The organism is Lentilactobacillus buchneri (genome assembly GCF_018314255.1).
Classification (GTDB): Bacteria; Bacillota; Bacilli; order Lactobacillales; family Lactobacillaceae; genus Lentilactobacillus; species Lentilactobacillus buchneri.
In genome coordinates, this window is the sequence record NZ_CP073066.1 from 2,038,380 (window position 1) to 2,053,140 (window position 14,761).

Below are 14,761 nucleotides of genomic sequence, written 5' to 3' on the forward strand. Positions count from 1 at the left end.
GAATAATGGCTGATGTTGAAAAGAAAGAAACAGTAATTATCGGAGCTGGCCCTGGTGGCTACGTTGCCGCAATCCGTGCATCCGAATTAGGACAAAAAGTAACCCTGATTGAAAAATCAGATACACTTGGCGGTGTTTGTTTAAACGTTGGTTGTGTTCCTTCCAAAGCTTTGATCGCTGCTGGGCATCGTCTGCAGGAAGCTAACGATGCTTCGACGTATGGAATTACAACTCAACCAGCTACAATCGATTTTGCGAAAACCCAAGAGTGGAAGCAAAAGAAGGTTGTCGACCGAATGACCAGTGGTGTTAAGATGCTTCTTAACAAGCACAAAGTTGAAATCATTCATGGAGAAGCTGTTCTTGACAGTGATACTCAATTACGAGTAATGCCTACAGGACCACAACAATTCATGAGTGCCGATACCGGAACCACGATTCAGTTTGACAACTTAATCATTGCCAGTGGATCACATCCAATTGAAATCCCTGGTTTCAAGTTTGACGGTCGGGTGATTGACTCGACTGGCGGCTTGAACCTGCCAGAAATTCCAAAAGAATTTGTCGTTATCGGTGGTGGCTATGTTGGAACCGAATTAGCCGGTGCATACGCTAACTTAGGTGCCCATGTAACAATCATTGAAGGATTGGATTCCATCTTGAATGGATTTACCAAAGACATGGTTTCATTAGTTGTTAAGAACTTGAAGAAGAAGGGCGTTGATATTCATACCAGTGCCAAAGCAATTTCTTCAAGTCAAGATGACAACAGCGTGTCTGTTACCTACGAAGAAGATGGCAAGCAGACCACTATCAAAGCTGATTACTGCATGGTCACTGTTGGTCGTCGTCCTAACACCGATGATCTTGGCTTGGAATACACCAAGGTTAAGTTGGACGATCACGGCATTGTCCAAACTGATATCCAAGGCAGAACCGATTCTGAGCATATCTTCGCAATTGGTGATATTGCTTCAGGTCCTGCATTGGCTCATAAAGCATTCTTCCAAGGCAAAGTTGCTGCCGGTGCAATTTCCGGTAAGAATACTGCCAACGATTATGTTGGCGTTCCAGCAGTCTGCTTCTCAGATCCAGAAATCGCCGTTGTTGGTATGACTCAAGCCCAAGCCAAGGATAAGAACATTGAAGTTTCCACTTCGAAGTTCCCATTCGCAGGTAATGCGCGTGCCGTATCACTTGATGAAGCCGACGGATTTGTCCGTTTGATCTTCACCAAAGACGATAAGACGATCGTGGGTGGCGAAATTGTTGGACCAGGTGCCAGTGATTTGGTTGCTGAATTAAGTTTAGCAGTTAACAGTCACATGAATGTTGAGGATATTGCCCTGACCATTCATCCACACCCAACCTTGAGCGAACCAGTTCAAGAAGCTGCGGATGTTGGATTAGGATTCCCAACTCATATTTAAAAAGTTCTGTTTTAATTAATCCGGTTAATTCCGGAATAAAGGATTCAATGATGAATGAAGCTTGTTCATCGTTGGATCCTTTTGTTTATCCAGAATTACGATCTGTTAAGTCCTCCGAGAAATGAAAAACTCACATAACTTCGACCTTTTCTATTTCACAAAGTCCTCAACTATCATATAATAAAGTCAACTTGGTAATGATCGGAGTGAAGAAGATGGCCGAGGGGTATGAGTACCCACTAATTGATGGTTTGGATGTTGATGAAATTATTGACGTTGTTAATTTTTTTGAGGCAATTGAAAAGGCGTATGAGGAAGCTGAAGGCATTAAACGAGCAGACTTTATCAAAGCTTATCGGAAATTCCAAGAGGTGGTCCCTGCCAAAATGGAACAGAAACAATTGGAGAAGGAATTTGCCAATCGTTCCGGATATGATTCCTACGAAGTCATCAAGCTTTCCAAGGATGGGCAGGCAGCTAATTTGAAGGTACGTGAGGCATAGGATGGAAATTAACGAACTCAAACAAATTGATAAAACGGTTAAAGGTTGGCTGCATGAGTCACGGGACAACGTTCTAAGAAAAATTGACACCCGACTGGAAGTTGATACTAAGACCAGTCGACGTGATTTGGTGACCAACATTGATAAACAAAATGAAAAGTTTTTAGTCGGTAAAATCCGTGAATTTGACTCCAACGCCAAGATTTTGGGTGAAGAGGGATTTGGCGACCAGGTTCATTCAACAGAAGGACAGATCTGGATTGTGGACCCAATTGACGGGACGATGAACTTTGTCAAGCAGCGGAATCATTTTGCTATCATGATTGCCCTTTATGAGGACGGCAAAGGCCTCCTTGGCTATGTAATGGACGTCATTGGTAAGCATTTGTTGTCTGGCGGACCGGATATCGGCGTATTTGACAACGGCCACCCGCTGCCGCCGGTCAAGGACACACCGCTTCGAGAAGGGTTAATTGGCCTAAGTGGGCCGATGGTTCTTCACAACGATTACAATATGGTAGACATTGCCCAACAGTCTTTGGGAATGCGCATTTATGGCAGTGCTGGAATTGATATTATTTCCGTTCTCCGTGGTGAATTGGTTGGATACATTTCTTATCTGAAGCCCTGGGATTTTGGGGCAGGCAGAATTCTGTGCGAAACTGCCGGACTTAAGATGACAACTATTGACGGACAGCGATTAGATGTGTTATCATCAACACCAGTATTGTTAGCAACACGAAATGCACATCAAGACATTCTTACAATTGTAAGTCAATGATCGGACTGTGACAGTTGTCACAGTTTTTTTATGCGAATAATATGATGTACAATATTCGGTTTGATTTAAATGAAGGGAAGCAAACGACTTGGATACTAAATTAAAAACACGCGACGACATTCGTAACATTGCTATTATTGCCCACGTTGACCACGGTAAGACGACTCTGGTTAACGAAATGTTGAAGCAGTCAGATACGCTTGATCAACACGTACAAATTGAGGATCGGGCTCTTGACTCGAATGCGATCGAACGTGAACGGGGAATCACCATTCTGTCAAAGAACACGGCCGTTCGATATGGCGACAAACAAATCAACATCCTGGATACCCCAGGACATGCGGACTTCGGTGGTGAAGTTGAGCGGATCATGCGAATGGTTGACGGCTGTTTACTTGTCGTTGATGCTTTCGAAGGCACTATGCCTCAGACTCGTTTCGTTTTGAAGAAAGCTCTTGAACAACACTTAACCCCAATCGTTGTGATTAACAAGGTTGACCGTGAAGGTGCCCGTCCTCAAGAAGTTGTGGATGAAGTTCTTGACTTGTTCATCGAACTTGGTGCCGACGAGGAACAGCTTGATTTTCCAGTTGTCTATGCGTCAGCTATGAACGGAACTTCCAGTTATGATCCTGATATCAGCAAACAGGAACATACTATGAAGCCAATCTTTGACACCATTGTTAAAGACATTCCAGCACCAATTGACAATTCAGATGAACCCCTCCAATTCCAAGTTGCAATGCTTGACTATAATGACTTCGTTGGTCGAATCGGTATTGGCCGAATCTTCCGCGGTACAATCAAGGTTGGTGACAGTGTTACTGTTATGAAACTTGATGGTTCCAAGCAGAACTTCCGAGTTACCAAATTAATGGGATTCTTCGGTTTGAAGAAGGAAGATATCCAGTCCGCTAAAGCCGGTGATTTGATTGCCGTTTCCGGAATGGAAGACATCAACGTTGGTGAAACGGTGGTTGATCCTAAAGATCCAGAGCCACTACCAATTCTTAGAATTGATGCCCCAACACTGCAAATGACCTTTGGTACCAACACTTCACCATTTGCCGGCCAAGACGGTAAATTCGTGACCGCCCGTCAATTGGGTGATCGTTTGAAGCGTGAACTTCACACCGATGTTTCATTACGTGTTGAAGATACCGACCAACCCGGGTCATGGATTGTTTCCGGTCGTGGTGAGCTGCATTTGTCAATTTTAGTTGAAACCCTTCGTCGCGAAGGCTTTGAATTGCAAGCTTCACGTCCAGAAGTTATCTACCGAGAAATTGACGGCACAATGTGCGAACCATTTGAATCCGTTCAAATCGATACTCCGGATGAATATACCGGTTCGATTATTGATACCCTTTCACAACGTAAAGGTACCATGCAGAACATGGAAACAACCGACAATGGTCAGACTCGTTTGACATTCTTGGCACCATCACGTGGTTTGATCGGTTATTCAACTGAATTCCTGTCATTAACCCGTGGATATGGTATCTTGAACCATACTTTCGAGAAATACATGCCAGTTATCAAGGGCTGGAACCCTGGCCGTACCAAGGGAACCTTGGTTTCAATGAACGCCGGCAAAGCAACGACCTATGCAATGATGGGTATCGAAAGCCGTGGAACATTGTTAATCGATCCAGGTACCGAAGTCTACGAAGGAATGATCGTTGGTGAAAACAACCGTGAGAATGATATCACTGTTAACATCACCAAAGGTAAGAACCTGACCAACGTTCGTGCTGCCGGTTCAGATGATATGGCCCGGATTAAGACACCAACTCATCTTTCACTCGAAGAATCACTTGAATTCTTGAATGAAGATGAATTGTGTGAAGTAACCCCACACTTCATCCGTTTGAGAAAGAAAATTTTGAACTCAAACACCCGTGAAAAAGAAGCTAAAAAGAAGCGTCATAACTAAAATCAGTAAATCATCAGGAGGGGTTGGGACAAAACTAAAAATTTTGTTCCAGCCTCTATTTGCGCCTGAATATTATCTAGCAAAACTGTGCGCCAATAAGCAGCTTCCGGCCATATAAGGGGATTACCCAAACATCCAAGTTCTGGATGTTCGGGTAATCCCCTTATATTCTGGAAGCTAACCGCTTATTGTCCCACGCTCTTTTGTATTGAATGGAGTTTGTTGTAACTTCTTAAATTCCCCTAAACCGTTTAGCAATCTCTGAATCCGGTTTTTTAATTATGATATAATAAAGCTCGATGCACCTACATATAATTTGAAAAGTGGAGTTGGACCAATGGGGAAAGCACGTTTAAAAAATCTCGACTATGTTATTTTTATTCCGTATATTGTGATGTCGATTATCGGTGTTGTGATGGTCTATTCTGCCAGCGCAAATATTTCGCTGCAGAACGGGGGGAGTCCGCTGAGTTACCTGATCAAGCAGTTATTCTTTGTCGTCCTTAGTGTTATTATTGTTGGCGTGATGACGGCAATGAACATTAAGTACTTACGCAAACCCAAATTTTTGAAATTCTTACTGTATGCTCTGATTGTTGTTTTGATTGGTCTGCTGTTAGTTGGCAAAACCATCAATGGCGCAGCTGGGTGGATTCACTTAGGGCCAATTAACATCCAGCCGGCCGAGTTCGTGAAGTTCTTTTTGATCATTTGGCTTGCCGACACAATTGATAAGGCTCAACCAGAGATCACGCTGTCTTTTCGGGACTGGTGGAATCACATGAAATGGCCGTTGTTCTTTACCGCCGTTTTGATTGCGTTGATTCTCAAGCAGCCTGATTCAGGTGGTGCTGCCATTAATTTGGCAATTGCCTTTATTCTGTTTAACTGTAGTGGCTTTTCATGGAAACGAGCTTTGGCAATCATTTATGGTTGTATGGTGGCTGCCGTGCTGGCATTTGAATTTATTCTGGTACCAATGGCCAAATCGGATTCGTTCTCCCATTCCTATCAACTGCAACGAATTGTCGCGTTTACCAATCCTTTTGGTCACGCGCAGGGGACAGGTCAACAGGTGGTTAACTCCTATTACGCTATAAGTAACGGCGGCCTTTTCGGTGTCGGCCTCGGAAATAGTGTTCAAAAAACCGGGTATCTGCCTGAGCCCAACACCGATTTTATTATGTCGATTTTAACCGAAGAGCTGGGGGCGATTACGGCTGTCATTGTGTTGGCATTATTGACAGTGATCATTTTGCGAACAGTCCAAATTGGTGTTCGCAGTAACGATACTTATCAAAGCCTGGTTTGCTACGGCGTTGCAACTTATATGAGTATTCAAACATTCTTTAACATGGGTGGTGTTTTGGGGGTCCTGCCAATTACTGGTGTGACCTTCCCGTTTATCAGTTATGGCGGTTCAAGTATTTTGACCCTTTCGTTTTGTTTGGGACTGGTACTGAATATCAGTAGTCGTCAGCGGATGGAACGAAAAGCACTTATCGCTGCCAGAAATTAAATTTGAGGAGATGGCATAATGGCTTTAACTGTTCAACCCACGACCGGGTTAATCGTTTATTTACATTCGATTCGTCATTCCAGAAATCTGAAGTCATATGGCCGACTGTATTACGTCTCCAAACGGATGCGCTATGGTTTGATCTATGTGAACAAAGATGATGAGGAAGAGATTACTAAAAAATTGGCTTCTCAAAGTTGGGTTAAGCAGGTGGTCCCTTCACATTTGAATGAATTGGTCCAAGAAGTTGAAGGTAAAACCGAGTTGGACGATGACGATTCGGTTGACGAAGATTATTAGAGTTGAGGTAAACTATGAGGATTGTATCAGGAAAATACGGTGGCATCCGCTTAAACCCGGTGAAGAGCGATCAAACTCGGCCGACCACTGATAAGGTGAAAGAATCATTATTCAGTATGACCGGGCCCTATTATCATGGTGGTCGGTTCTTGGATCTGTTTGCGGGTTCGGGAGCAGTTGGCATCGAGGCTGTTTCCAGAGGGATGGATAGTGCTGTGCTTGTTGATCGACAGTATCAAGCGATCAAAACAATCAAAGACAACATTGCCAAAATTCACGCTGAAGATCAGTTTACCGTGATTAAAGGTAACGCCGAGATGGTTTTAAAACAATTAGCTGCCAATGGGGATCGGTTCGACCAGGTTTTTCTGGATCCACCCTATAAGCTTCAAAAGATCGTGACCACTTTGGAAGAATTGAAAAGCCTCGATCTATTGACTGAAGGGGCGACGGTAATTTGTGAAACTGATAACCACACTGAATTGCCGCTCAATCTCGATGGATTTCACGCAGCCAAGCAAAAAAATTATGGACTCACAAATTTGACGATTTATGACTATCAAATGGGGAATGCGCAATGACAAAAGCTTTATATGCAGGTAGTTTTGACCCGATCACCTTCGGTCACATTGATGTCATCAAACGGGCCAGCCGAATTTTTGACAAGGTGTACGTTGCTATCAGTATTAACACCCACAAACATGCTTTGTTCACCGATGAGGAGCGGGCTGAGTTTGCCCGCCAGGCATTAAATCAGTTACCCAATGTCGACGTTGTGGTCTCTGAAGAGCTGACCGTCCAGCTTGCCCATTCCTTGGGCGCAACGGTCTTAGTCAGAGGCGTTCGCGGCGGCAGTGACCTGGATTCCGAGATGTCAATCGCGGGGCTTAACGAGAAGTTGGCCGACGATATTCAAACCATTTTTATCCCAACCGCGGCCAACTATCGCGACCTCTCATCGAGTATGATCAAAGAGATCGCTAAGTTCCATGGCGATGTATCAAAATTTGTTCCAGGACCTGTTGCACAGGCATTGAATGACAAGTATCAACAATAAAATAGCTTTTAGAGAGTGGTGAACTAATGAAAAAGTGGGTTAAAAAATATTTAATTTGGTTTGCCATTTTACTTTTTGTGGCGATCGGCTTTTTGTGGCCGCTTCCCAAATACATTGAGGGACCTGGTGACGCCGCTAATCTGAGTAAAATTGTGAACATCCAAGGTCATCCCGACCGACAGAAAGGTCAGTTTATGCTGATGTCTGTCAGCATCTCTCAAGCCCGACCATTTACTTATCTTTATGCCAAGCTCAGCCCATATTATTCGATTGAGCCGGAAGAAGACGTGACCGGTGGCCAAGATATGAAGGAGTATAGTAAGGTCCAACAAATATACATGGACGGATCGATCAATAGCGCCATTTACACAGCCTATCATCAAGCCCATAAAGCCGTTAAGATTAAGTATTCCGGCATTTATGTCATGAGTTTGATGAAAAATTCCAACTTTAAAAATAAGCTGAAGGTCGGCGACGTGGTGGTTGCTTTGGATGGGCATCATTTTAAGAGTTCCTTGGGCTTCATCAAGTATGTTAAGCAGCAAAAATATGGTCAGAAACTGACGGTCACCTATAAACGTCACGGCAAATTGCATCAAGCCACGGCGCCACTTGGCATGATTGCCAAGCATCGGGCAGGTATTGGCATCACTTTGACCGATGATGTTCAAGTGAAGCCTAAGATTCCAATTAAGGTTCACCCTGGTCAAGTTGGCGGGCCTTCCGGTGGTCTCATGTTTGCCCTCCAGATTTATAGTCAGTTGACCAACAAGAATCTGCGTCACGGTCAAAAAGTTGCTGGAACTGGAACGGTCGATGGGTTGGGCAACGTTGGCGAAATCGGTGGAATTGATAAAAAAGTCATCACTGCTAAAAAGCATGATGCGAAAATTTTCCTTGCACCATATGTGAAGCCAACCAAAACAATTTTGAAGTATGAGGAAGGCCACCAGACGAATTATCAACTGGCAAAAGCAACGGCGAAAAAATATGCCCCATCAATGAAAGTGATTCCCGTTAAGACGTTTGCCCAAGCGGTCTCAATTTTAGAAAAAAATCAATAAGCAAAATCAAAAAGGGTTAGATAATCTAATCCTTTTTTTCGTATGTATTTTTTAGAAGGGAGGCACAGTATGGATAGGATACGTGAGTTTATTGATGAATATCTTTATCAGATACTAATTGGTTTAGTAGCAGTCATTGTTGTTTTTATGTTTGTAATTGGTGGGCTGTTGATTGGTAAAGGCGGTGAAACTGCAAGTTCCGAGGAACCGGTTGCTGTCCAAAGTTCCAGTGCAAGTTCAGATACGGGATCGGCCGCGAGTTCATCGCCTGGTGATCAACCCAAGCAAGTTGCTGCAGGCACTAATCAACAAATGTATGTTGACGTTAAAGGGGCAGTGAAGAATCCCGGTGTTTATCAGGTCAGCAGCAATATGCGGGTAGTCGATGCCATTGAATTGGCTGGTGGTTACAATCGGTCTGCGGACAAGAAGAAAATCAATTTGGCCCAGAAACTGACCGATCAACAAGTCATTTATGTACCGATTCGTGGTGAGAAGGGGACACCGGTCACGTCAACGGTTGCGGCCAGCCCCACGCCATCTGAGACTCCAGCAGATTCCGGGTCGGACAACTCAGCGCCATCGGCGGACGGAACTTCAGGAGCGTCTCAACAGATCAATTTGAATACGGCTGATAAGTCCAAGCTCCAAGAGCTAACCGGAATTGGGGACAAAAAAGCCGATCAGATCATTGCTTATCGCCAAGCACACGGCCAATTCAAAAACATTGAGGAGCTTAAGGAAGTCCCTGGGTTTGGTGATAAGACCTTTGCCAATCTGAAGGCATCAATTTGCGTCTAGCCCAAAAAGCGTTTTTGAGATATGATTTACACCAGAGAAGGTGGAATGATAATGGATAAGCGAATTAAATGGGACCAATATTTTATGATGCAGGCGGTTTTACTGGCCTCACGGAGCACGTGCGAAAGATTGTCAGTCGGAGCAGTCATTGTCAGGGACAAACGGATTATCGCCGGTGGCTACAACGGATCCGTCGCGGGGGATGATCACTGCATTGACGTTGGCTGTTACCTGGAAGACGGTCATTGCGTGAGAACCATCCATGCGGAGATGAACGCCATTCTGCAGTGCGCCAAGTTCGGTGAAAGCACTGACAATGCTGAAATCTACGTGACGGATTTTCCGTGTCTTCAGTGCACCAAGATGCTACTTCAGGCTGGAATCACCAAAATCAATTACCTCAGAAATTACCATAATAATGATTACGCCCAAAAACTGATTAGGTTGAAAAATATTGAATTGAACAAAATTAAGTTAACTCAAGCCGATATGGATAGAGTGCCATTCGGATCCTATTTGTCTGACTAGTTATCAATAAAAACTGGCTCATTTTTCCGGCACTCGTCATGCTTTTGATGAGCATGGCCATGTACGGGAACCGGCTGATTGCGGCAGCTTTATTAAGCATTCTGATTATGCGAATTTATTTTCTGCGGGACGTTAAGGTTGTTAGTACATGTATCCTTGCTGGCCTGATCTTTGCCTTTGGTGGGCTTTTGACCAATCGACAGGTCTCTGCACCAGTCGCACAGCAAAATTATGTGGTTAAAGTCTATCCAGATACCGCCAAAGTGAACGGGGCAAATTTGAGCTTTATTGCCCGTCCTGAGGGTGCAAAGCAAAAGATGGTGTTCTATGCCAGATTGAAGTCCAGTAGTCAACAACGTCGTTTAGCAGCCGGTATTAACCCAATGATGCTTAAGGTGAGTGGGAAAACAGCCCCTTTTTTGCCGGCAACCAACCTGAATCAATTTGATATGGAAAAATATTATCATCACCAAAAGATTCAAAGTTGCTTTTTGGTCGACCATTTCGTTCTTCTGCCGCCACCAGCTAAACTGTCAATTGTCGATCGAATTCATATTATTCGTTCGAAATTCAACCAGTATTGCAGTCAGCTGCCCAAAACTCTGGGGATCTATGCCACCGGATTGATTAGTGGGTATCGGCCGGTGAACTTCTTCGATGAAATGACGGGGGTTAAGAAGCTGGGGTTGCTGCATGTCTTTAGTATTTCAGGGATGCATGTGGCCTATTTTCTTTCGATTGTCGACCAGCTGCTGGCTTGGCTGGGGTTGTCGAGGTTTAAAAAATCAATCATCTCAATCACCTTTTTAGGCGCCTGTTTTGTCTTCTCTGGCGGATCCCCCGGATTGCTGAGGGCAGTGATGATGGCCATCATTGGCATTCTTAATCGGTTGTTTAAATTCGGTCTTTCCCAACTGGACATTTGGAGCGGGTCATTAATCATTAACCTGCTTCTTTTACCCGAGGCGATGTTTTTAATGGGGGTTCAACTCAGTTATGGATTGTCTTTGGGGTTAATTGCCTCTGAGAAGCTTTCATACATTAAGCAAACGATTTTGCTCAATTTTTTAACCGTGCCGATTTTGTTATTTCATCTTTACGAGTGGCATTTCTTAAGTGTTGCCGTTAATCTGATTGTCTTGCCGCTGTTCGGCCGGGTCATCTTTCCGCTGGTTATCATTGGCGTCATTGTCGGACTGGTTGCGGAAACGTTGGTTCTGCCGATCGACATGTTTTTGCACATCTTTAATGATGGGTTAAATGCAGTGAGCCGTTTGCCGGGGATGTTGACCTTTGGTAAACCGGCATTGCCGATTGTCCTAATCATGTTGGCGGTGACAATGCTATTGGCCGTTGTTGATCGTGTTCGGGCACCCAAATTGATTGGCATCTTGGCAGCTGTTTATCTGGTGACGTATTGTTGGATCCATTTTCCGCTCAATGGTGAGGTGACCATGTTTGACATTGGCCAAGGGGACAGCTTCTTGATTCGGGAGCCCTTTAACCGTTCTGTAACCCTGATTGATACTGGCGGCAAGGTTCAATTCAATACTCAGCCATGGCAAAAGGGTGCTCAAACCTACCAAGCTAAGCGACTCTCGATTAATTACCTGAAAAGTATTGGCATCTCAAAGATTGACAATCTGTGTGTGAGCCATCAAGATTCGGACCATTGTGGCGATTTGCCGGCATTCATTGAAGAAATGGAAATTAAGCGGATCATTATTCCTTTGGGAATGGACCAAAACCCCAGTTTTATGAAGAGAATTGCCAACCGCAGTCGATCTACCAAAGTGATCCCTGTCACTGATGAGACGCAAGTACCAGGTTTGCCGGCTCAAATCTTTCATCCCTATCTTGCCGGTAAGGGTGAGAATCATGACTCAATGGTGATCGGTACTCAAAAAGGCGGTTTGCGGTGGCTATTTACGGGGGACTTGGACCGCCCAGGAGAGCTGGACACGCTTCAAAGGCATCCGGGCTTGTCAGCAGACGTTCTTAAAGTCGGCCATCACGGAAGTAAAACATCCTCTGACCCTCAGTTTATTGCTACCGTCAAACCACGGATCGCCTTAATTTCTGCCGGTCGAAACAACCGGTATGGTCATCCAAACGACGAAACACTTGTCACATTGAAACAGCATCACGTTAAAATATTTAATACCCAAAAACACGGTGTGGTAAGATATATCTATCGAAACAATACCGGTCATTTCGAAACGGTGTTAGCCGGTCATGAAGGGAATTTATAATGAACTATTCTCAATTAATTCAACAGTTAAACCAAGGAAACCTCGCCCCGGTTTATTTGATCTTAGGGGATCAGGAGTATCTTGCCGGTCGAATTAAGGATGCTTTTGTCAAAATCATCCCGGACAACGAGCGTTCGATGAATATTGGCAATTACGATATGGAAGATACCACGATTTCAGCCGCGGTGGAGGATGCCATTTCTGTCCCATTTTTCGGTGAGCGTCGACTGGTCATGATTAACCGACCGTATTTTTTGACTGGAATGCGTACGAAGTCCAAATTGGATCAAAATATCGACGACTTTTTGGAATATTTAAAACACCCCGAAGAGTCCACGGTTATGGTGATCTTTGCCCCGTATGACAAATTGGATTCCAGAAAGAAAGTCACCAAAGCCCTGAAAAAGGTCGCCACCACCATTGAAATTGGAAACCTTCGTGAAAATGAGATTAAAAAACTGGTCACGGATAAGATTGCTGCTGCGGGATTCAAAATTGATCACGATGCATTGGATCGGATGGTCGAATTAACCGGTGGTAAGCTAACGGCGATGATGAGTGACTTGCCCAAATTGATTTTGTACAACAATGATACGAAAGTCATTGATCTTGCATCCGTTAATGGATTGGTCAGCAAGTCCATGGAGCAGAACGTTTTTGACTTGGTTAATAGCGTCCTTGCGAAGAATCCCAAACAGTCAATGGACATTTATCATCAATTAATTCTGGAAAATGATGAACCAATTCGGATTAACGCTGTTTTAATTCAGCAATTTCGATTGTTGCTGCAGGTCATGATTCTGCAGAAGCACGGGTACTCACAAGGAAACTTAGCTTCAACACTCAAAGTGCATCCGTATCGGGTCAAGTTGGCGATGCAGACGATCAGAAAGTTCAATTACGATCAATTACGAGAAGCTTATATTGGCCTGGTTGATACTGAACGTCAGATGAAATCAACCCAGCGCCCACCCGAATTATTATTTGAACTATTTGTGTTGAAATTTATGAAAAGTGTCAGTTAATAAAAAATAGGAGTAAGCAAAGTCGGTCGACCTTGCTTACTCCTATTTTTGGGTTCTACAATATCTGTTGTTGGTAATAGATTTTTATCTATTACTGATGACAGATTTTTTGTTTATCATTAGAATAAAAAAGCGGACATCTCCCGTCCGTTAACTTGCTCCCACCACAGAATTAAGTCAAGAAAGGAAATGCCCTATGTCAAATGATACTACGAAAATGTTGTTAGGAATAGATGATGAACACTTAATAATTGAGGAAGGACAAGTGGGTGATGATGGAGTGATTCGATTGGTGGGGTCCCTAAACTACACCCCCAAGGCATGCCGCAATTGTGGGATTATCAATGATCACCAAATTATTGGCTATGGTTGGCGGAAGACCACCATTAGATTCGCAAAAACATTGGGCAGCACCGTTATCCTGTGTCTCAATCGGCGAAACTTTCACTGTAAGGCTTGTCATACCAATTTCCTGGCGCAGACGAATGCGGTGCCGAAACACTGCACGATTTCAAATACGACCCGCAAACAATGCTTAGAAAAACTGACCGAACCGGTTTCGCTCAAACACATTGCCGATGAGTTATCCACTTCGGATTCATTCGTTGGTCGGCAGCTCTTGCGCGCTGAACGGGACTTTCAAACCAACTGGCACTATTTACCAAAAGTTCTCCTCATGGACGAAGTTAAAAGCACTAAGAGCGCCACCGACGCGATGAGCTTTGAATTTATGGATGCGGAAACCCACGAATTGATCGACCTGTTACCCTTTAGGACCATCTATCAGCTTCAAAAGTATTTCCAGCATTACGACCAGGCTGCGCGAGAAAATGTGAAAATTATCGTCACCGATATGAACTATACCTATCCCAAATTGGTGGGGCAGATCTTTCCGAACGCCATCGTTGTCATCGATCCGTTCCACTTGGTTAACGCTTTAAATCGAGCTTTTAATAAGACGCGGGTGCGCCTCATGAAAACCCTGGCGACTTCCTCACGCGAGTATCACGCCCTAAAACGCTATTGGAAACTATTATTAACGCCGGAAAATCACCTCAACTACGAAGCTTTCCGTAAGTGGACAAACTTCCCTTATCCAGCGACTGCCACTGATGTGGTTGATGCTTTATTGGACATTGATCCCGAGCTCAAGCAAACTTACAACGTGATGAATCGGTTACGTGAAACCATCAAAAACCGTGATTGGCCCAACTATAATCAAGTATTCCATCACTTAGAGGGCTGCTCGGAAGAGATGTTGGCAACCCTCCAGACCCTAGCGACTCATCATGATGAAATTGGCAATACCTTTACTCACCATTACACCAACGGGCCCTTAGAAGGTTCAAACAACAAGATTAAAGTCATTAAACGCACTGGATTTGGTTACCGAAACTTCTTCAGATTCCGGCTAAGAGTGCTGTTCGCTTTTCGAGTTCATACAAAAAGAGCTCTAATCACCAAGTGATTAGAACTCCAATATTTTGTTCACCAACAACAGTTGACGAAGAACCTATTTTTGTGGGACAAAAAAAGTTGTTAGTCTGACTAACAACTAGGAAAGA

The 14,761-nt window shown here is 44.0% G+C and carries 14 protein-coding genes; all 14 read left to right on the top strand.

Features of this window, described 5'->3' with window-relative positions:
- The first annotated feature begins 5 nt into the window (after positions 1–5).
- Positions 6–1,430 carry a dihydrolipoyl dehydrogenase gene (gene lpdA, locus KE627_RS09685; protein WP_013727560.1) on the top strand — a complete coding sequence of 475 codons (1,425 nt, stop codon included), beginning with the start codon at positions 6–8 and terminating at the stop codon, positions 1,428–1,430.
- Positions 1,431–1,645: 215 nt separating this feature from the next.
- Positions 1,646–1,933 (top strand): UPF0223 family protein, encoded by a 288-nt coding sequence (locus KE627_RS09690; RefSeq protein ID WP_013727561.1) that lies wholly within the window; start codon positions 1,646–1,648, stop codon positions 1,931–1,933.
- A 1-nt stretch (position 1,934) separates the two neighbouring features.
- Positions 1,935–2,714, top strand: a complete 780-nt coding sequence (locus KE627_RS09695; RefSeq protein WP_056938998.1) for an inositol monophosphatase family protein — start codon at positions 1,935–1,937, stop codon at positions 2,712–2,714.
- Between the two features lie 88 nt (positions 2,715–2,802).
- Positions 2,803–4,650, top strand: a complete 1,848-nt coding sequence (gene typA, locus KE627_RS09700) for a translational GTPase TypA (protein ID WP_013727563.1) — start codon at positions 2,803–2,805, stop codon at positions 4,648–4,650.
- Positions 4,651–4,987: 337 nt separating this feature from the next.
- Positions 4,988–6,169, top strand: a complete 1,182-nt coding sequence (locus tag KE627_RS09705; protein WP_013727564.1) for an FtsW/RodA/SpoVE family cell cycle protein — start codon at positions 4,988–4,990, stop codon at positions 6,167–6,169.
- An 18-nt stretch (positions 6,170–6,187) separates the two neighbouring features.
- The gene (locus tag KE627_RS09710) at positions 6,188–6,469 is read left to right on the top strand and encodes a YlbG family protein (protein WP_013727565.1); all 282 of its coding nucleotides are present in this window, start codon (positions 6,188–6,190) and stop codon (positions 6,467–6,469) included.
- Between the two features lie 14 nt (positions 6,470–6,483).
- A complete protein-coding gene (rsmD, locus tag KE627_RS09715; RefSeq protein WP_013727566.1) occupies positions 6,484–7,050 on the top strand; it encodes a 16S rRNA (guanine(966)-N(2))-methyltransferase RsmD in 567 nt (188 codons plus the stop codon).
- Positions 7,047–7,526, top strand: coding sequence for a pantetheine-phosphate adenylyltransferase (coaD, locus tag KE627_RS09720; protein ID WP_013727567.1), 480 nt, complete (start codon positions 7,047–7,049; stop codon positions 7,524–7,526). Before rsmD ends, coaD begins: the two co-directional genes overlap by 4 nt.
- 26 nt (positions 7,527–7,552) lie before the next feature.
- The gene (locus tag KE627_RS09725; RefSeq protein ID WP_013727568.1) at positions 7,553–8,590 is read left to right on the top strand and encodes a SepM family pheromone-processing serine protease; all 1,038 of its coding nucleotides are present in this window, start codon (positions 7,553–7,555) and stop codon (positions 8,588–8,590) included.
- Positions 8,591–8,659: 69 nt separating this feature from the next.
- Positions 8,660–9,391 (top strand): ComEA family DNA-binding protein, encoded by a 732-nt coding sequence (locus KE627_RS09730; protein WP_056938997.1) that lies wholly within the window; start codon positions 8,660–8,662, stop codon positions 9,389–9,391.
- 51 nt (positions 9,392–9,442) lie between these two features.
- The gene (locus tag KE627_RS09735) at positions 9,443–9,919 is read left to right on the top strand and encodes a ComE operon protein 2 (protein WP_013727570.1); all 477 of its coding nucleotides are present in this window, start codon (positions 9,443–9,445) and stop codon (positions 9,917–9,919) included.
- A gap of 47 nt (positions 9,920–9,966) precedes the next feature.
- Positions 9,967–12,171, top strand: a complete 2,205-nt coding sequence (locus tag KE627_RS09740; protein ID WP_311317752.1) for a DNA internalization-related competence protein ComEC/Rec2 — start codon at positions 9,967–9,969, stop codon at positions 12,169–12,171.
- The gene (gene holA, locus KE627_RS09745) at positions 12,171–13,196 is read left to right on the top strand and encodes a DNA polymerase III subunit delta (protein ID WP_013727572.1); all 1,026 of its coding nucleotides are present in this window, start codon (positions 12,171–12,173) and stop codon (positions 13,194–13,196) included. Before KE627_RS09740 ends, holA begins: the two co-directional genes overlap by 1 nt.
- Before the next feature lie 196 nt (positions 13,197–13,392).
- Positions 13,393–14,664: an ISL3 family transposase gene (locus tag KE627_RS09750; RefSeq protein WP_035181568.1), complete on the top strand. Its 1,272-nt coding sequence runs from the start codon at positions 13,393–13,395 to the stop codon at positions 14,662–14,664.
- Positions 14,665–14,761 lie beyond the last annotated feature (97 nt).